Source organism: Anaerobacillus sp. QJM3NY_32, from assembly GCF_056173645.1.
Map to the genome: position 1 here is coordinate 2,955,197 of NZ_CM149684.1, position 19,593 is coordinate 2,974,789.

The 19,593-nt window shown below is 40.6% G+C and carries 15 protein-coding genes and 1 other annotated feature; of the genes, 1 reads left to right on the top strand and 14 read right to left on the bottom strand.

Translation table 11 applies throughout. From position 1 onward, the window contains the following. Positions 1-190 precede the first annotated feature (190 nt). The 14 genes from AC0VYH_RS15580 to hemA form a co-directional block, all read right to left on the bottom strand. A complete protein-coding gene (locus AC0VYH_RS15580) occupies positions 191-1,186 on the bottom strand; it encodes an SPOR domain-containing protein (RefSeq protein WP_475372731.1) in 996 nt (331 codons plus the stop codon). Between the two features lie 741 nt (positions 1,187-1,927). Beyond that, positions 1,928-2,683 carry a prepilin peptidase gene (locus AC0VYH_RS15585; RefSeq protein ID WP_475372732.1) on the bottom strand — a complete coding sequence of 252 codons (756 nt, stop codon included), beginning with the start codon at positions 2,681-2,683 and terminating at the stop codon, positions 1,928-1,930. Between the two features lie 363 nt (positions 2,684-3,046). Beyond that, positions 3,047-4,756 (bottom strand): sensor domain-containing diguanylate cyclase, encoded by a 1,710-nt coding sequence (locus AC0VYH_RS15590; RefSeq protein ID WP_475367776.1) that lies wholly within the window; start codon positions 4,754-4,756, stop codon positions 3,047-3,049. A gap of 112 nt (positions 4,757-4,868) precedes the next feature. Beyond that, positions 4,869-6,164 carry a bifunctional folylpolyglutamate synthase/dihydrofolate synthase gene (locus AC0VYH_RS15595; RefSeq protein ID WP_430244013.1) on the bottom strand — a complete coding sequence of 432 codons (1,296 nt, stop codon included), beginning with the start codon at positions 6,162-6,164 and terminating at the stop codon, positions 4,869-4,871. 56 nt (positions 6,165-6,220) lie between these two features. Further along, complete coding sequence (locus AC0VYH_RS15600; RefSeq protein WP_475372733.1) at positions 6,221-8,863, bottom strand: valine--tRNA ligase; 2,643 nt, start codon at positions 8,861-8,863, stop codon at positions 6,221-6,223. A 114-nt stretch (positions 8,864-8,977) separates the two neighbouring features. Further along, positions 8,978-9,202: a binding site (T-box leader), on the bottom strand. A gap of 359 nt (positions 9,203-9,561) precedes the next feature. Further along, on the bottom strand, positions 9,562-10,527 hold the full coding sequence (locus tag AC0VYH_RS15605; protein WP_475372734.1) for a phosphotransferase: 966 nt from the start codon (positions 10,525-10,527) through the stop codon (positions 9,562-9,564). Beyond that, entirely contained in the window at positions 10,527-11,390 is an 864-nt protein-coding gene (locus tag AC0VYH_RS15610; protein ID WP_475372735.1) for a hypothetical protein, read from the bottom strand. Before AC0VYH_RS15610 ends, AC0VYH_RS15605 begins: the two co-directional genes overlap by 1 nt. A 69-nt stretch (positions 11,391-11,459) precedes the next feature. Next, positions 11,460-12,494: a stage VI sporulation protein D gene (gene spoVID, locus AC0VYH_RS15615; protein ID WP_475365560.1), complete on the bottom strand. Its 1,035-nt coding sequence runs from the start codon at positions 12,492-12,494 to the stop codon at positions 11,460-11,462. A gap of 142 nt (positions 12,495-12,636) precedes the next feature. Further along, a complete protein-coding gene (gene hemL, locus AC0VYH_RS15620) occupies positions 12,637-13,923 on the bottom strand; it encodes a glutamate-1-semialdehyde 2,1-aminomutase (RefSeq protein ID WP_475372736.1) in 1,287 nt (428 codons plus the stop codon). A gap of 24 nt (positions 13,924-13,947) precedes the next feature. Then, positions 13,948-14,925, bottom strand: coding sequence for a porphobilinogen synthase (hemB, locus tag AC0VYH_RS15625; RefSeq protein WP_430244006.1), 978 nt, complete (start codon positions 14,923-14,925; stop codon positions 13,948-13,950). 12 nt (positions 14,926-14,937) lie between these two features. Then, positions 14,938-15,654: a uroporphyrinogen-III synthase gene (locus tag AC0VYH_RS15630; protein ID WP_475372737.1), complete on the bottom strand. Its 717-nt coding sequence runs from the start codon at positions 15,652-15,654 to the stop codon at positions 14,938-14,940. Positions 15,655-15,680: 26 nt separating this feature from the next. Further along, the gene (hemC, locus tag AC0VYH_RS15635; RefSeq protein ID WP_430244002.1) at positions 15,681-16,610 is read right to left on the bottom strand and encodes a hydroxymethylbilane synthase; all 930 of its coding nucleotides are present in this window, start codon (positions 16,608-16,610) and stop codon (positions 15,681-15,683) included. Positions 16,611-16,640: 30 nt separating this feature from the next. Further along, positions 16,641-17,468, bottom strand: coding sequence for a cytochrome c biogenesis protein CcsA (ccsA, locus tag AC0VYH_RS15640; RefSeq protein ID WP_430243999.1), 828 nt, complete (start codon positions 17,466-17,468; stop codon positions 16,641-16,643). A 17-nt stretch (positions 17,469-17,485) separates the two neighbouring features. After that, complete coding sequence (hemA, locus tag AC0VYH_RS15645; protein ID WP_475372738.1) at positions 17,486-18,859, bottom strand: glutamyl-tRNA reductase; 1,374 nt, start codon at positions 18,857-18,859, stop codon at positions 17,486-17,488. Between the two features lie 241 nt (positions 18,860-19,100). On the opposite strand from hemA, the gene AC0VYH_RS15650 reads away from it, so the two are divergent. Then, complete coding sequence (locus AC0VYH_RS15650; protein ID WP_475372739.1) at positions 19,101-19,577, top strand: LiaI-LiaF-like domain-containing protein; 477 nt, start codon at positions 19,101-19,103, stop codon at positions 19,575-19,577. Positions 19,578-19,593 lie beyond the last annotated feature (16 nt).

Sequence of the window (19,593 nt, forward strand, 5' to 3'; positions counted from 1 at the left end):
AAATCCCTTTTCTTTCCACAATTTAATTTTCTAACGTTCCTCTACATTTTTCGTTTTCTTTCGTTTCTGTATGTGCATACAGTTTAAATTTGTTTAATCTTATTTTAATTCGTTAAGAAAAAGTCGTTAGGGAGGGTCGCTCCCAATACTCATATCGTACCGTTAATTGAGAATCTCCGCAAATAACTGATTATTTCAACCTTTCCACTACATTTTGAAATGCTACCATCCCGTCTAATAAATGCTGCTGAGCAACCCATAAAGACGGTACTGTTTCGTCAGAAGCGTACATTTCAAGTTCCTCCAAAGCACTGTTCAGACTTTGTTCAAGCTCTTTCCCGCCGATTTTATCCCACTCTTTTCTCCCCGAGCCACTCTCATTCCAGGCTTCAACTTCTTTTTTTATGTCACTCATTTCAGCTTCTTTCAGCTTTCCATCAGATAATGCGACAAGATCTAGCGTCGTTAATTTTTCGAGCAACGCTTTGCCTTCCTTCATCTGACCCGCCATTTCGTCACTCACAGATGCTTTCTGACCATCAATCGACCACACCTTCTTATAGACATCCTGTCCTTTTCCTTCATAATAAGCTCCAAGTGCATCCTGTCCTTCAGCAGAAGGAGATACACCTATAAACAAATAGTATTTCTCTCCTTTAAAAATAGCTGCCGGAAATCCATTCTCTTTTAACTTGTCTTGAAACTCCTTCGCAGACTCCTCTGTTTCATAAGCTCCAGATTGAACTACGTGAAAATCTAATGATAAGTCCAAATCCGTGGTCGTTGTAGCTACTTCTTCATATCCATCATCTATCGTCGCCACGCTATCCCCACTGAATACCATTAATAAACCAAATCCAAATAAAATCCCAAGAATAATAGCAAAAGCAGCGGAAGCCACCACTTTCTTTTGTAGTGTAATAATAGGTTTCTTATTAACTAAGTGTTTTTTCTTTTTGCGTCCGACTGGGAGCCTTGGACTTTTCTTTTCATAAAAAGCTCCAGCTTTTTTTTGAATGTGCCTCTTTTTAAGTTCTACTATTTTCATCGAATCACGCCGTTCGGGTAAAATCCACTCAAATTCCTTCTCCTCAGCTGCTGCGCTTTCTTCTTTATGTGTTTCGGGAGGCTCGCTTTTCTCCTCATCATTTAATCGAATTGAAATCGTCCGTCTCTCCTTATCCATAATCATCCTCCTCGGTACCGGCTTGTACTACAGTCTATGAATTCTGACGAAATACTAGAACTGAAAATACTAGAGTAGATCAGGATAATTCAGACGATAAAAAGAAGCCTTTGTTAACCGACAAAGGCTTCCTCCACTTGCTATATCACTTGTGATTATAAAAACATCATTACTCCGAAGCTTCTTCTTTATCAACCTTTTCATACAATGGATTGTCTTTATCTGCAGGTTCTGGATAATCAATCGATGGCGTTTGCTCTGCTAGATCCGTTAAGGTGGAATGTAAAAAGTAGCTACATCAGCCGTATATATTAACTCATTTTTCTCAGCTTCATCTAGCAACACAGCATCCGTTTCACTAATCTACTTATAACCAAAACAAAATTCAGAAAAAGAAACGTTATGATCGCCTCAATTTAAAGTTACAAGTAGCCTCTAATGTCATCTTTAGAAATGGCCCGCCGAATCTTCTCATGTCAGAGAGCAAGATAGGCATCAGGCACAAGAAAAAAACCTGCTTCCCTTTAATACCCCACTCTTCTAAAATCACGAAGAGCGTATCACACTCCATAATTTTCCGTCCTTAACAAACCCTTCAGGTATAAATCGTTCCTGATAAGAACGAATCCCCATCGTAGAAGGCGCGAGCTCTACCACCCGAATCACATGATCATGCAGAATCAAACTAATCTGCTTTGTTTTTGGCTTGAAATTAAAAAGTCCTATCGTTTATTCCCTCCATCATGAAAGAAAACTAAAATACCAGCGCAAAATTTGTTCGCCATAAAAATACGTTAAGATCGCGCCAAGCGCTATCGATGGCCCAAACGGAATGTGCTGCTTTCGCTTTACTCTCCCAGTCGATAGCGCTGTTACGCCAATGATCGTGCCACATAAAGTAGAAAAGAAAAACACAAGAAGTAATTCCTGATAACCAAAAACGAGCCCAAGCACTGCGAACAATTTAATGTCACCGCCCCCCATTCCCCCTTTACTAATAACAGCAATGAGAAGGAGCAATAAAAATCCTCCAGCCGCTCCAATAAAAGGGCTATACCACGGATCCATTGGAACAAGGATTCGACCAACAATAAAGTAAGCAGCAAAAAAGAGAAGAATACGATCTGGAATAAGCATATAGGTGATATCTGAAACAAAAATAATCACAAGAAGCGAAATCAATCCATAAGAAATGATCAATTCTTTTGACCATCCCACTAAAAACGGTGCAATCGTAAAAAGAAGTGCCGTAGCGAATTCAACACTGGCGTAAATAGGTGAAATGCGTGACGCACAGCCTTTGCATTTCCCGCGCTGGAATAAATATGAGAAAACCGGCACAAGCTCAAGCGGTGAAAGCTCTCGTTCACATGTTGGACAGGATGAGCGAGGGGCCACAATCGATCGTTTGACAGGCACCCGCAGACCTACGACATTATAAAAAGACCCAAGCGCAAGCCCAACTAGAAATAAATAACTATGTAAAATGCCCCCCATATGTTCCCCCCTCTTCGAAAGAGTTTAGTAGGTTAAGAAAAACGGTATGTATATAAAGTGATTTCAGGATTAATAGTTGTTTTAATGCTATTAAAGTGAAACGAAAATCACCTTACCCATATATCAACAAATATTAGAAATGCGGTTATGGCTATTTCCAACAAAGAAATTTTCAAGAAAATGTACCCCCACCGACTACAAATCACTTACCAACCAACGATACTCAGAACATCTTCCTACTTCAAGACCGTACACCCCTGTGTTTTAAGTAAATTGTTGAACCCGTTCCAATTGAACGTTCCAAAAGGAATTCTTATAAAATCCCCGTTCTTCACAATTCGTGAAGAACGGGGATTTTCTTATTTATCCAACATAGCTCGCAACGCGGTTTCGCCCCTGCTGCTTTGCTCCAGTGTACATCGCTCGATCCGCGTTTCGTATCAACGTTTGCGCATCCTCTCCCTGATCAGGAGCCGTGGCCACACCAATACTAGCCGTTACGTAAATAACCTGGCGATTGCCGTTATCGAGATCATTATAAATTTCAAATGGACGATCCGCGATGGAACATCGTAAATCTTCTGCTACTTGAACACTCTTCTTATGAGAATGATTTTCTAGCAAAACGACAAACTCTTCTCCACCAAATCTTGCAACGGTGCCTCTGCCTCCAATTTCTTCTTCAAGTCGATTTGCTACCCCACAAAGCACTTCATTTCCACTATGATGACCAAACGTGTCATTCACTTTCTTGAAATGATCCAGGTCGAGCAGAATGATAGAGAACGGATCAGGCGTTTTGTCAAAACGCTTGTATTTCTCATCCAATAACTCCCCAAAAAACCTGAAGTTGTATAAATTCGTTAATGGACATCGTTCACTTCGCCTTTTCGTCTCTTCATAATGCCTAGCATTATCAACAGCAACGGCTAAATAGTTAGCTAGTATTTGCAGGACAAGAATGTGATGTTTCTCATAAGAACGGACGCGGTCTGAAGCAAGAGTAATGATGCCTACAACATTTTTATTCCGCTTCATTGGGACGGAGATTACTGAGTTGGCAGCATCAGAAAGCACACCTTCCGTAAGATTCTTCCACTGAGACCTCTTCGTATACAAGCGGCTTCGTCCGCTTCGCCACACCCTTGAACTGATACCTTCCTGGTATAGGTTACTTTCTTCTTTTGAAACGATGCCACGCTCATTCTCATATCGTTTAATAACCGTTAGTCGCTTCACATGTTCGGCATCCATAATATAAGCATAATCCACAAGAAACATATCTTTCACTTCATTTAAGAAGACATTTAATATTTCATCAGTATCGAGAGATTGTGTGATTTGCTGTCCTATTTCACTTGTCTGCTGAAGAAGATTATTTACTTTTTGGCTGGAATAATAGAGCCTGAGCATAAGAGAAGCCAGTATAAATGGTACGCCTACAAAGAAAATAGCGACTGTACCTAGATATGTATGTAGCATATATAGTAAGAAGCCAACAGGAAGAGTCACCCCAGTTGATATCGCTTCCCAGAGCATATCTTTACCAAAAAATTTAGTATCAGCTTCTTTGTAAATATAAATTTTTAAAAAATGTAGGAGAATTTGATTTACAACTATAAGCGATAAGATGTATGCAATTGAAGGAACGAGCTGCGTAATCGCATCACCAGAGAATTCACCTACTGAACCACCGAGTAAATAGAAAAGTCCTCCGGAAACGAGTGAAACAAGCATAAACATCAGCATGTTAACAGGATAACGATGACTATCTTTTTTTGTGACACGTAAGTTTAAAAGAAAAACGAGTATCGCTAACTGAGTTAAGATCATTTCGACAAATAGACCATACCTTAAGAACACAGCAAGCGAGATCCCCTGGATAAAAAAAAGGTCAGTCCCCTTTACATTAATTGGCATCATAGCAACAACAGCAAGAAGCACAAACAATGCAAGAACATCTGCCCAATTTCCTGATAATACAGGAGGAAAGAAATAGAACGTTGCAAAAATGAGTAGTGGCCAGAACAAAAGCCATACCAACCAAACTTTACGTTTCATTAATGCAGTCAATTGTTTCCCCCTCCATCTTCCAAACTCAGGAAGAATATTTTTCCATATTAATGTGGTTAAGTTCTATTTTAGCAAAAAATGGCGAAAAAGTCCTAGCTTTTTCTATAAAATTCTAATTTTTTAGAAAACGGCGAACTTCAGAGACAAAGTAAAGAGAGCCCGTTATCAGAAGCAGGTCATTTTCAATCATCTCATCCATCATCACCTGGATGGCTTTCCGCCAGTTTTCCTCATATCTCTTATTAGCAAAAGTCGCTTTATTCGACAACTCCTCACCTGATATAGCTCTTGGAAATTCAAAGGTAGTAAACGAAATAGTCTCAATTAGAGGATAAAGTGGTTTTAGCATCGATTCAATATCTTTATCACCAAGAGCACTAAAGATAACATGTATGCGTGTCTCAGGGTAATGCTGCTTAAGCGTGTTAGCAAGACTTTCGACACCTTCCGGATTGTGCGCACCGTCCACAACAATAGTCGGATTTGAACGAAGCTGTTCAAATCGACCTGGCCACGTTGCTCTCTCCAGTCCGCGCTGAATCATATCCTGTTCAATATGTAGACCATAGAAAACACGTAAATATTCAAGTGTCATAAGCGCTGCGCCTGCATTTTTTACCTGGTGCTCACCCTTCATCTGAATGTGTAGATCTTCTAGTTTACGGTAAGGTGATTGAAAAGAAAAACGCTCCCCTTCCTTATCACTCATTTGCTCCTTAACAGAAAACTCTTCATTCAATCGATAAATTTTCGTCTTTTTCGATTTGGTCGTTTCATGTAAAAGAGTGAGCACCTCTTCTTTTTCAGCAGTTGTCACAAGAGGAACCCCTGACTTAATGATCCCCGCTTTTTCATAAGCGATTTGCTTAATATCACTCCCAAGGATGTGCGTATGATCGTATCCGACATTTGTAATCACACTTACAAGCGGGTGAATAATATTGGTTGAATCAAATCGTCCGCCAAGACCAACTTCCATCAAAACAAGGTCTGGATAGGCAATTGTCCCAAAATATAAGAGAGCGATAACCGTAATCACTTCAAATTCAGTTGGTGACCCAAGCGGAGAGACAGCCGCCATCTCAACAAGAGGCTGAACACGATTGCATAGAGCAACTAAGTCTTCTTCATTAATCGGTTGTCCATTAATAGCGATTCGTTCGCTAAACGATTCAATATAAGGAGAAGTAAAGCTTCCTACTTCATATCCTGACTCTTCGAGCACCGTTCGCAAGTACGTAACGGTTGATCCTTTTCCGTTCGTTCCGCCAACGTGTACCGTTTTTAACCGTCTTTCTGGATGATCGAGCTGATCCAGCATCCATTCCATACGCTCTAAACCTGGTTTTATGCCATGATTTAATAAACTATGAATCCAACTCACCGCTTCGTCATATGAGTGAAACATGCGTCCCGCTCCTTCCTTAAAAGAAGACGAATCTCTAAAAGAGATTCGTCATTTTCTTATTTTTTTAGTTCGTTTATACGAGCTTCTACGTTGCTTCGTCTCTCAAGATAATCCTTTTCTTTCGCTCGTTCTTCTTCGACGACTTTCTCAGGAGCTTTGCTAATAAAGCGTTCATTAGCGAGCTTCTTCTGAACACGATCAACTTCAGAATCTAGCTTCTTCATTTCTCCTTTTAGACGCTCGATTTCTTCATCAATATTGATTAACCCTTCAAGCGGCAAGAATAATTCAGCTCCAGATACAACAGCCGTCATCGATTTTTCCGGTGCCTGAAGTTCCGCTGAAATAGTCAAGGTTTCTGGGTTACAGAAGCGTTCGATGTATTGACTATTTTGCTCAAGCTGTTTCTGAGTATCAGCTGATTTCGGCTTAATACGAAGTTCAATCGGCTTGCTTGGTGCCACATTCATTTCAGCTCGAATGTTACGTACTGAACGAATAACTTCCGTTAGAAGCGCCATATCAGCAGCAGCTTCTTGGAAGTGAAGTTCTTCGTTCTTTACTGGCCAGCTTGCAACGGTGATCGATTCACCTTCATGAGGAAGGTGTTGCCAGATTTCTTCAGTAAGATAAGGCATGAATGGATGCAGAAGACGCATCGTTTGATCAAGTACATAAGCTAGAACAGAACGAGTTGTTTTCTTAGCTACTTCGTCTTCACCATAGAGCGGTAGTTTAGCCATTTCAATATACCAATCACAGAAGTCATCCCAGATAAAGTTGTAAAGGTAGCGACCCACTTCACCAAACTCATAGTTATTAATCAGGCGCGTCACTTGTTCAATCGTATCGTTTAAGCGAGTTAAAATCCATTTATCAGCTGTCGATTTTTCACCTGTTAAATCAAGTTCTTCATACGTCATGCCATCCATATTCATTAAAGCAAAACGAGAAGCGTTCCAAATTTTATTAGCAAAGTTCCACGTAGACTCTACCTTTTCCCAATAGAAACGGAGATCCTGACCTGGTGATGAGCCAGTGGATAGGAAGAAACGAAGGGAATCAGCACCGTACTTCTCAATGACATCCATTGGATCGACACCGTTACCGAGCGATTTACTCATCTTACGTCCTTCAGAATCACGTACAAGTCCATGAATGAGGACGTCGTTAAACGGGCGCTGCTCTGTAAATTCAATACCCTGGAAGATCATACGAGCTACCCAGAAATAAATAATGTCATAACCCGTTACTAGAACGTTTGTTGGGTAGAAACGGTTAAAGTCTTCAGCGTCTTCGTTTGGCCATCCCATTGTAGAAAAAGGCCAAAGCGCTGAACTAAACCACGTATCTAGAACATCAACGTCTTGCTCCCAGTTCTCAATATCAGCTGGCTCTTCCAGTCCAACGTGGATCTCTCCAGTTTCTTTATGATGCCACGCCGGAATACGATGCCCCCACCAAAGCTGTCTTGAAATACACCAGTCACGAATGTTCTCAATCCAATTTAAATACGTTTTTTCAAAACGCTCAGGTACAAAGTTCACTTTGTCGTCTGACTTCTGAAGAGCAATCGCCTGCTCAGCAAGAGGCCCCATTTTAACAAACCACTGTGTTGAAAGATAAGGTTCGACAACAGCACCGCTTCGCTCAGAATGACCTACGGAATGAACGTGCTCTTCAATGTTGAATAAGATTCCTTTATCCTGTAAATCTTTCACAAGTTTCTTACGGCATTCAAATCGGTCCATGCCCTTGTACTCTCCGGCATTCTCATTCATTGACCCATCTTCATTCATTACGAGAATGCGCTCAAGGTTATGACGGTTACCAATTTCGAAGTCATTCGGATCGTGAGCTGGAGTGATTTTCACAGCGCCTGAACCAAATTCCATATCAACGTAATCATCCGCAACAATTTCAATTTCACAACCTACAATTGGCAAAATCGCTTTCTTGCCAACTAGGTGCTTGTAGCGCTCATCTTTTGGATGAACCGCAATACCTGAGTCACCTAGCATTGTTTCAGGACGCGTTGTTGCAATTTCGATATGTCCTGAGCCATCTGCAAGAGGATAGCGCATATGATAGAAGTGACCAGTTACTTCCTGGTGAATAACTTCAATATCTGAAAGGGCCGTTTTTGTTTGTGGGTCCCAGTTGATAATATATTCACCGCGATAAATTAAGCCCTTCTCATATAGCTTCACAAATACTTCACGTACTGCATCAGAAAGACCGTTATCAAGTGTAAAACGCTCTCTTGAATAATCTAGAGAAAGACCAAGCTTCGCCCACTGGCTACGAATAAAATCCGCATACTCTTCTTTCCATTCCCACGACTTCTCTAGGAACTTCTCTCGGCCAAGGTCATAGCGCGAGGTACCTTCTTCGCGGAGCTTCCCTTCAACTTTTGCCTGTGTCGCAATCCCAGCATGGTCCATTCCTGGAAGCCAGAGAACATCATATCCCTGCATACGCTTTACACGCGATAGAATATCTTGAAGCGTTGTATCCCAAGCATGCCCGAGGTGTAGTTTACCTGTAACGTTCGGCGGGGGGATTACAATTGTATAAGGTTCTTTATCTTTATCACCTGTTGCCTCAAAAAATTTGCCATCTACCCAATACGGGTACCATTTCTGCTCTGTTGCCTTCGGGTCGTACTTCGTCGGCATCGTTAGCTCTTTATTCGCCATTGTCACTCTTCCTTTCCATTCAATAAGTCTCAGGACATTTCTTCGGCTTTCCTTGTTCTCTTTCCACGAAGGTGTAAGCTTTTTAGACAACAAAAAAACTTCCTCCATCCTTAGGAAAAGGACGAAAGAAGTATTTTCGCGGTACCACCTTTATTTACAGCTAAATAAACGTTAGCTGTACGCTTCATTCGAATAACGGGATTACCGGATTCTCCTACTACTCGTTCAGAGAAACAGCTCAAGGGCGACTTCGAATGCTACGATCCTGAGAAATCTTTCAGCAAATGACTTCTCTCTCTGAAGGGTTCACATTCTACTACTCCCTATCTTTGCCTGTCGACTATTTGTATCACTAAGTTTACCTTTTTGATTCGAGATCGTCAAGATCATAAGAGCCCTTTTTCTTAGCTTAGCCAGTTCGCTCCCGCCTTAATCACCCAATTCCAACTTCCCACATAGTCTATTTGTAACAATAACTGAAAACAAAGGGGAATACCTGATATGAAAAAACGGTTTGGTGGAATGAATCGCTTTCAGATCCCACCCTCGTTATATAAGTTCAGAGATATTTGCGCTCAGTTCGTACCTCCGTTTATTGTGTTTCAAACGATCCGAACAATCCTTTTTCCAACATCTATAGATGTACTCATATTAATAATCCTTGTTGCCTTAGAAGTGTGCTTTTACTTTGAATGGATCTAGAAGCTTTCTAGAACGTTATTTATCCCATTCATCACTTCTATTTTTTTCGTAAATAGGCGGACATGCTTAATATGTGGCCATTGTTGTCGGTTTTCATTAAATAATGACACGCTATTAAAAACCGACTCTGGAAAATATAAATAGCTTGCAAGAAGCTCCTTTTCCTCATCATTAAGAGAAAATTGGGCTTCATATCTGGCAATATGAGCAGTTGTGGCAGCAGGGTTGAATTGAAAAGGTTGAATAGATGAGCGAATAAAATAAGCAACATCCCTTATAGGAGTATCGCTAACTGACTTTTCGAAATTAATGAAATACCCTCTCCCCCCGCTTGATACATAATGAGAAGGAGAGCATTTTCCGTGACAGAGAACACTTCGATACCGTTTTGTTTCCAGAATTTGCTCATACCAGTCATCTAATCTTCTTTTCGCGAGCTCACAATACCTCATCAGCATGTGAAAATGTGATACAAAGGTAAGCTCAAATGGCGAAAGATAAATGCGTTTTTCAATTTGACTTACGTATTTCTCCATTTCAAATTGTCTACTTTCTCTTAATAAAACCATTTTCTGATACGACTGTTTGATCACTTCTTCAGAAAAAGCTTGCTCTTTAGCAGTATAGCCATGTAATTCAGCTAGGTTATGAACGAGAAGCTCATCTTTCTGAGCAGGACTTGTTTCCCTTTCATCTACCCATGGCGTTAAATAAACGATGTTGTTCCCTTGATAAACGAAGGAATCCCCATACTTTGTTCGAACAAGCGGTACATAACCTTCGAATTTCAGCTGTTTAAACCGCTCCTCTAGATAAAGCATACGATCCATCTGTTCTTTACTAAGCTTCGTTTTTTTTAAAGCAAACGCGCCTCTCTCTGTTTCGATCTTTGTGATTTTCCCCATTTGTACAACCCGTTCAGGATATAAATCATATTGAAATAAGAGTGCTGGATCGCTCATTAGAAGGTAACCCTCCTATCTGAAAGGGAGAGCTCAAGTTCCCTTAACATATCTCTATTTGCTTCCCACTTATCAATAAACTCTTTCATGACCTGATCAGGGTCATTCATATTCGATTGCAATGCCTGAATACACTCCTGCCACTCCCATGGAGCAAAAATAGCCTGAATAAGTCTGTGTTTCATATCGTCTTCCACGCCATTCACTAACGCTTCAAAGCATTTTACAAAATGATGGGAGTTTTTAAGAGCATACCAGGATTGAACTTCTTCCCTAATAACTTCGGAAGCAGAAACAGGTGATTCGTCGCTACTTTCAAAGTAGATTTGGCCTAAAACCTCTTTTAAAACTTGGTGAGTAAATGGAATGAATGGAAGCGAATAACACACCTCAAAATTCAGACGCTTTTTCACTTCTGGAATAAGGTTAACAAGTAACAAGTATTGTTCCTTATACGTTAATTTTATAGATGATAACTCTTCTAACGTCTTACGATAAGGGAAATCTAATGTAAGAGTAGCCTTCTCATCTCCGGTACTTAGTAGTGTCGCAAGTAAATATCCTTTCATTTCAGGAACGACGTCCAATGGGTAAACTTCTTCTACATGATCATGTATAGTCAAATAATCGTTTTCTATTCGGATAAATCCTTTCCCTTCACTTGTTCGAATCATTCGATTACAAAGAAGTCCATGTTGAGAAAAAAGACGGTCACGGAAGTTGAGATGATACTCAAGCAAATCCCGATCCCGCCAGTATGATAGTTTTCTTTTACCTAAATGGGTCATGATCAATTGTGGTTTCTCTAACCATTGGACAACTTTTAGATCATACTTCTCTTCAATGATCGCTACGAGATCCATTTCAATTACCCCTTTATCCCCTACCTTATTTGCAACATTCCAAAAGGTAGGGGCAGCAAACAATTTAAGTTAACGATTGACAGGAATATATAAGATCTGTCCTTCCTTCACTTCATCTTCCTCAAGTCGATTAACGCGCGCAAGATGACTTGGTAGGACTCGATAGCGTTCCGCTATTTCGGTTAACGAATCCCCAGGCTGGATAATACACATCTTCATTCTCGAAAATTGTTCTTCTTCTTTTGTCAGCATACTTGTAAGATAGAGCGCATTTTCTTCGCGCGGTGCTTGATTCCGGTTTTCCTGACGCTCTTGTTCCTCCTCTTCATAGTTATAATGATCGTCTTGATATGACCTCGTTTCTTCTACGATTGGCTGGTTATTATATTCATTGGAACCATCCATTTGCCTAGCCATTCTCGTGAGAAAGTCATACGTGGGTTCCGGCTGCTCTTGATCATCGTTCTCTAGTTCATTTACTTCATATGAGTCTGACTTAGCTCTCATACCTACTTGTGGAGCGCGTAAATGATAGGCCTGTTCCAATGATTCTTCCTCATTGTCATCAACGTATTTAATATCATTCTCCCAGATTGCATCTTCCTCTGTTGTATAATCCTCTGTCCCTTCGTCCTCTTCTACAACGTATAGTTCAGCTTCGTCCTCTTCCACACGATTTTGATCCCCCTGAATGCCACTAATGGAAATATCTGCTTTCAACTGAAGGCAATTCTCTTCCACTAGAGAGTAATCAAACGTGTCAACCGTAACGAAAATTTCCTCGAGACTCCTTATACGGCTTGCTGGAATCGTAATATCAACAGGGAAACGATGCCCCATTGACGCTGTACCATCTTCTCTAACGTTCACCTCATGAATGGAACGATAAGGGGAAGCTTCGTTAATAACTTCCTCATCTGTTTGGTCACGCTGCAAATATTCACCCGTTAAATATAAACAGCCTTTCACAGCTACATAATCCTCATACTCTTCAATCGAAATTTCAGGGTCAAGTGAGATAGATAGAACCTCTTCAACTTCCTGTCCTTTCTTTAACCAGACCTGCTCCTCCACGGAGAAATGCAAATATGAGCCTTCAGGCATGCCTTCTCCTCCTTTCAAACATTATCCATACATTACACATGTATGAGTGATTCACAGGATTATGTCTAAATTGAAAAAGAATGAAGAAGTTTTCAATTTCTTATCATAGAAAAAGCTACCGGCAAATGCCGGTAGCTTTAGGTTAGACTAGTTTAGAGAAAGCCGCTTCTGCAGCCGCAATCGTTTCATCAATATCGTGATCTGTATGGGCGGTTGACAAGAACATTCCTTCAAATTGAGAAGGGGGAAGTGAAATCCCTTGTTCAAGCATTTCTTTAAAATAGTTTGTAAAATGTTCAAGATTTGAAGAGGATGCTGTTTCAAAATTAATCACATCTTCATTAGTAAAGAAGAAACCAACCATCGATCCTGCACGATTTACTGTATGAGGGATATTGTATTTTGCAGCAGCTTTTGAAAGTCCTTCTCCAAGTCGCTCTGCTTTCCGTTCAAATTCCTCATAACTTTCTGGTGTGAGTTGCGATAAGGTTTCATACCCAGCCGTCATAGCTAGCGGATTTCCACTTAACGTTCCCGCTTGATAAATCGGACCGCTTGGTGCGATTTGGTCCATGATTTCTTTCTTACCGCCGTAAGCGCCAACAGGGAGCCCACCGCCAATAACTTTACCTAGACACGTAAGATCGGGTGTAACATTGTAATATCCTTGAGCGCAATTATACCCAACGCGGAAGCCTGTCATAACTTCATCAAAAATAAGAAGTGTGCCATTCTCTTCCGTTATCTTACGAATTTCTTCAAGATAGCCCAGCTGTGGTGGGACGACCCCCATGTTACCTGCTACAGGTTCAATAATGACGCCGGCAATGTCATCTCCAAATTCTTTGAATGCGTAACGTAAGCTTTCAAGATCATTATATGGAACCGTAATCGTGTTTTTCGCAATTCCCTCAGGTACGCCAGGACTGTCAGGTAGCCCAAGCGTTGCAACACCTGAACCTGCTTTTATTAATAACGAATCCCCATGACCATGATAGCAGCCTTCAAACTTAAGGATTTTATTACGGCCAGTATATCCTCTAGCTAAACGTAAAGCACTCATAGTGGCTTCCGTTCCTGAATTCACCATACGAACAATTTCAATAGATGGGACTCGATCAATCACTAGTTCAGCTAGTTTCGTTTCATACTTACTTGGTGCACCAAAGCTCGTTCCAAGCTCTGTCACAGCTTTAAGGCGATCAACAACCTGTTCATCAGCATGACCGAGAATAAGTGGTCCGTACGAAAGGACGTAATCAATATACTCATTTTGGTCGATATCATAAATTTTAGATCCTTTTCCTTTTTCCATAAAAATAGGATCCATACCAACTGATTTAAACGCCCTAACTGGACTGTTCACACCACCTGGCATTACTTTAGATGCTTCTTGAAAAGCTTCCTTAGAACGATCAAAATTACCCATTTTTACAACCCCTCTCTTTCAGTTCTATTGATCTAGCCAGCGAGCAGCATCTTTCGCAAAATATGTGATAATTAAATCTGCTCCTGCGCGCTTCATGCTTGTTAATTTCTCAAGGACAACCTCTTGTTCATTTAGCCACCCGTTCTGACTCGCAGCCTTTATCATGGAATATTCCCCACTTACATTATAGGCAACCATCGGTAGAGGATAACGATCTTTCAGTTCACGAATGATATCAAGATAAGAAAGAGCCGGTTTAACCATTAAGAAATCTGCCCCTTCTGCGATATCGCTCTCTGCTTCTCGAATAGCTTCGAGTCGATTAGCAGGATCCATTTGATACGTTTTACGATCTCCGAACTGCGGAGTACTATGAGCCGCATCGCGGAAAGGACCATAGAAAGCAGATGAGAATTTCACAGCATAGCTCATCACCGGGACGTCAACAAAGCCCGCTTCATCAAGACCCTTGCGAATAGCTGATACAAACCCATCCATCATATTCGACGGTGCAATCATATCTGCTCCAGCTTTCGCTTGAGAAACCGCTGTTTTAGTAAGTAACTCTAGAGACTGGTCATTTTGTACATACCCGTTTTCGATCACACCACAATGGCCATGATCCGTATATTGACAAAGACATGTATCTGCAATAACAGTTAGTTCAGGAAACGCTTCTTTAATTTGTGCAATAGCTCTTTGCACGATTCCAGTATCACAGTATGCTTCTGATCCAACCGCATCCTTGTGATTTGGTACACCAAACATCATAATTGACTTTATGCCAAGGTCAACAACTTCCTGTACCTCTTCATTCAAACGGTCTAATGAATAGTGATAAACACCAGGCATAGAAGGAATTTCGCGTTTTACATTCTCTTCTTCAACTGCAAATATGGGATAGATGAAATCCTCTTTATGTAAATAGGTTTCTCTCACGAGTGATCTCATTGATTCAGATCGTCTTAAACGACGATGACGATGAAAGTTTCCTGTTTCCATTATACTTTCCTCCTATTTTTCAAAGAAATGCTCAAGGCTATCAAGCATTCCTTCAATTGTATATTGATCAGGGACTACCTGAGGTACGATCCCATAAGACAGTAGCGTCTTTTCAGTAATAGGTCCGATTACCACTATTGTGATCCCTTTAAGCTTATCTTTCAAATTCTCGGCTTGAAGAAGTTGATTAAAATGGTGGACCGTTGACGAAGAAGTGAACGTAATCACATCACACTCCCGCTCTTCAATCACTCTTTTCAATGCTGCCCTGGACTCGTAAGGAATGACTGTGTCATAGATAGGTAAGTCAGTTACGTTAAATCCAAGATCCCTTAATTGCCCCGGCAATACTGCTCGACCAAGATTCCCTCTTGGTAATAGTATCTTCTCATTTGGGTCAGCCTTGCGAGACAAAGCAGCTACAAGCCCTTCTGCTATAAAATCCTTTGGCATAAGATTGATTTCAATCCCATATCGCTTTAGGGCCTTAGCTGTTTTACTTCCAACCGCTGCAACCTTTACACCTATTGGAACCTTCGCTTGCTTCAAGAAAAACCGCACACCATTCGCACTTGTAAACACAATCCAGCTATATTCACTCAACGTGATCGAATTCAACAATTGATTCCGAGATTCGAATGAAATAAGAGGGATTTCAATAGAAATCCCCTCTTTTTCTTCAATTAATTTCGTAAATGATGTTGCCTGCTCCCGAGCTCTCGTGACCAATACACGCTTTCCTGAGAGCGGCGAGATCATTGGTCTAATTCTTCTTTCACACGGTCGAGGATATCCTTAGCTCCCTGTTCTTTCATTCTATTTGCAAGTGTGTTCCCTACCTGGATAGGATCATCACCAATTTCCATTTCCTTAATAATGATCGAACCATCAGGTTCTCCCACTAATCCAGTAACCGTAAGCGTCTCATCCTTAAGCGTCGCATGACCGGCAATCGGCACCTGACATCCACCTTCGAGGGTATGAAGAAAAGCTCGCTCCGCTAATACTGTTTTCGTCGTTTCATAATCACTGAATTGATTTAAAATAGCTCGTAGCTCATCATCACTTTCTCGACATTCAATCGATAAAGCGCCTTGTCCAACAGCCGGTACACACAAATCAGGATCAAGGTATTCTGTAACAATCTCCTTTGACCACCCCATACGATGTAGACCCGCTGCAGCTAGTACAATGGCGTCATAATCTTCATCTGTAAGCTTACGTATACGCGTGTCAATATTTCCGCGAATCCACTTAATCTCCACATCCGGACGAATGGCTTTCAACTGTGCACCACGTCTCAAACTGCTAGTTCCTATTACGGCACCTTCTGGAAGCTCTCTGAACGTCTTCTTCGATTCAGAAATAATCACATCTCGATGATCTTCACGTTCAGGTATACACCCAATCATTAATCCTTCAGGCAAAACAGAAGGCATATCCTTCATACTATGAACCGCCATATCAATATCTCCTCTTAACATGGCGTCTTCAATTTCCTTCACAAATAGTCCTTTTCCCCCAACTTTTGAGAGCGTAACATCAAGAATTTTATCACCACGAGTGACAATCTCTTTGATTTCAAAATCAACATCCGGATTTAATTCCTTTAGTTTACTGATCACCCATTTTGTTTGAGTGATCGCTAATTTACTTCTTCTTGAACCAACTACGATTTTACGCATTATTTATCCTCCAAACTTTCAGTGCTCCCCTTATACATACCAGAAATGGAATTCTGAAAATGTTCCAGAAAGGAAGACATTAATTAAAACGATAAGAAACGCCGCTACGTTCCATAAAGCAAGAGATTTCCCTTCCATATCTCTAGCTACCTTTTGATATAAATACGTACTATATGCGCCAAGAACAAAGAAAGAGATAATAACCTTTGCATCCAGTAAGCTGAATGTATCTACTTTCAAGATCGCCCATACGATTCCTAAAATCAGGCTCAGTAACAAAAGCGGCACACCCAGAACGCTACATAAATAAGCCAATTTTTCAAGCTGTGACAAATCCCCAAATCTTCTCAGTCGTTTGCTCCACTTCTTGCCTTTTAACATTTGATAGAGAGTTAAATACATAATCGAGAAAATAAAGGAAAGTGAAAATGCTCCATATGATAAGAAAGCCATCGTAATATGAATAATCGAAAGCTCAGACATAAGCTGTTCTGTGAGTAAACTCGATGCCTGCTCTCGAGTAGCAAATAAGTTGATGGCCATGATACTGAAACCGAGTACATTTGCAAAAAAGACAAAGAAATCGACTCGAAAAAACCAATTAATTAAGAGTGATAGTGAGACAATCACCCACGCATAAAAAAATAACCCCTCAAAAGGTGTTAAAATCGGGAATCCGCCAATTTCAATAATCTGCGTTACAAGAAACGCACTTTGCAGGATCCAGACAATAGAAAGCAACCAGAAAGCAAACTGATTTACTTTCCGGTTGTTCTGCAAGAAATCAATAAAATACCCAAGTACACTAAGTGCATAAAGTAATATCGTTATATCATAAAGCCAGCTGGCGTTCGTCACAAATCATGTCTCCTCTCCTAGGAGCGCAACTGCGATACCTGTAATAAAGGGGAGTAGTCAACGGATTCATGCTGTCTTTTTTCTTCGTTTTCTTTCACTCTTTGCTTATGGAGTTCTCTCTCAATCTCTTCTTCAATCGCAAATATTTTAGTGAAGATCTCAAGCGACTCTTCTGCATTTGGCTCTGCAGCCATCTCCTTCACTCGCACTATAGGATCACGTAGCAGCTGGTTCACTATACTTTTCGTATGCTTACTCAATACTTTTCGTTCCCGATCTGTTAAATTAGGCAGTTTGCGTTCAATACTATTCATTGTTTCTGCTTGAATCGCAAGTGCCTTCGTACGTAATGCTGTAATCATCGGTACAACTCCAAGTGTATTGAGCCACTCTCTAAATTGAACTAGATCTTCTTCAATCATAAGTTCAATTTTCTCTGCTTCCTTCTTACGCTCTGCAATGTTTGTTTCGACAATCCCTTCTAGATCGTCAATATCGTATAAGAAAACAGAGTCAATATTATTAAGTGATGGATCTAGATCTCTTGGAACAGCAATATCAACCATAAACAATGGACGACCTCTTCGCTTTTTAAGTAGAGGTTTGACATTTTGTTCTGTTAGAACATAACTTGTTGAGCCTGTTGAACTGATTAGAATGTCTGCATCAGCAAGCGCAGTTTCTACTTCATCCATAGAACGAGCCTGTCCTTTAAAACGCGAAGCAAGCTCTGTCGCTTTCTCAAGCGTTCGATTTACGACCGTCACTTGGTCTACACCGTTGCTTTGCAAATTCTTAGCAGTGAGTTCCCCCATTTTGCCTGCGCCAAGAATGACAACGTGTTTATTTTGAAGTCCACCAAAGATCTTCTTGGCTAATTCGACCGCAGCATAGCTCACCGAAACGGCATTTTCTCCAATTTCGGTTTCGGAATGTGATCGTTTAGCAAGAGTAATCGCTTGTTTAAAAAGCTGGTTAAAAATCGTTCCAGTTGTCTCTGAATCCTGAGCAAGCAAGAAAGCATCACGAACTTGTCCAAGGATTTGCGTCTCCCCGATGACAAGCGAATCAAGTCCAGCGGCTACACGATAAAGATGTTCTGTTGCCGCATCGTTTTCGCGAATCACTAGATATGGTGAAAATTCTTCTTTCTCAATTCCAAACCATTCAGATAGAAAAGCTTTTGAATAATATCTCCCTGTATGAAGCTGATCAGCAACAACATATAACTCTGTACGGTTACATGTTGATAAGATCACCGCTTCTAGAATACTTTTAGAGTGACGCAACTTATCTAGCGCTTCAGGCAATTCGTTCTCCTGAAAGGAAAGTTTCTCTCGTATTTCAACAGGGGCTGTTTTGTGGTTCAACCCTACGACCAGGATGTGCATCGTTCCACCCCCAAAAAATTGTTAGCTAAAACTAATCTTTTGCTATCATACCGTCTCTAATTATTGTAACATGTGACAAAACTCACAGAGTTATGAAATGTGAACAGACTATGAAAGCAATTATGATATGATGAAGAAAGTATTATCTCTGCATATTATTAGTAGTCATACAACTATTAATGTACCAGAAAATCAATTGTATAGCAAAAAATGCGTATTTCTGACAATAGGAGGATTTTCATTGAAACGTCAAAGTATTTTTCCGGGTGTTTTATTTATTGGAATCGGCCTTTATTATCTCTCACAAACGTTAAATCTGCCTTTTTCTGAACGACTAATGAATTGGCAAATAATCCTAATCGTTATCGGTGTAGCGATGATGATTCAAGGCTTCATTGCGAGAGAAGGAAACATGCTTTTTCCTGGAGTACTCCTACTTGGCCTTGGTGTCCATTTCTACTTCGTCAATAAACTCACTATCTGGCCAGACAGCTGGGGCATGTATACCCTTATATTAAGTGCTGCCTATCTCGTTACATATTATAAGACCAAGAAAACAGGCCTCATTCCAGGTTTAATTCTACTTGCCATATCCATTATTGAACTTCTATACACCGGGTTAGAAATTTGGCTTACGACTACTTTTTCTTTCGTAGGAAAATTCTGGCCTCTTGCTTTAATTGCAATCGGTATCTATCTTGTAACAAAAAAAAAGTAAGGAGCAGCAGCTCCTT

Bases quoted from the DNA above. Each gene is read 5' to 3' on its own strand.
- hemL (WP_475372736.1), bottom strand. From the start codon at position 13,923: ATGGGTAATTTTGATCGTTCTAAGGAAGCTTTTCAAGAAGCATCTAAA.
- AC0VYH_RS15580 (WP_475372731.1), bottom strand. From the start codon at position 1,186: ATGGATAAGGAGAGACGGACGATTTCAATTCGATTAAATGATGAGGAG.
- AC0VYH_RS15600 (WP_475372733.1), bottom strand. From the start codon at position 8,863: ATGGCGAATAAAGAGCTAACGATGCCGACGAAGTACGACCCGAAGGCA.
- AC0VYH_RS15605 (WP_475372734.1), bottom strand. From the start codon at position 10,527: ATGAGCGATCCAGCACTCTTATTTCAATATGATTTATATCCTGAACGG.
- AC0VYH_RS15595 (WP_430244013.1), bottom strand. From the start codon at position 6,164: ATGTTTCACTCATATGACGAAGCGGTGAGTTGGATTCATAGTTTATTA.
- hemA (WP_475372738.1), bottom strand. From the start codon at position 18,859: ATGCACATCCTGGTCGTAGGGTTGAACCACAAAACAGCCCCTGTTGAA.
- AC0VYH_RS15610 (WP_475372735.1), bottom strand. From the start codon at position 11,390: ATGGATCTCGTAGCGATCATTGAAGAGAAGTATGATCTAAAAGTTGTC.
- AC0VYH_RS15585 (WP_475372732.1), bottom strand. From the start codon at position 2,683: ATGGGGGGCATTTTACATAGTTATTTATTTCTAGTTGGGCTTGCGCTT.
- hemB (WP_430244006.1), bottom strand. From the start codon at position 14,925: ATGGAAACAGGAAACTTTCATCGTCATCGTCGTTTAAGACGATCTGAA.
- hemC (WP_430244002.1), bottom strand. From the start codon at position 16,610: ATGCGTAAAATCGTAGTTGGTTCAAGAAGAAGTAAATTAGCGATCACT.
- spoVID (WP_475365560.1), bottom strand. From the start codon at position 12,494: ATGCCTGAAGGCTCATATTTGCATTTCTCCGTGGAGGAGCAGGTCTGG.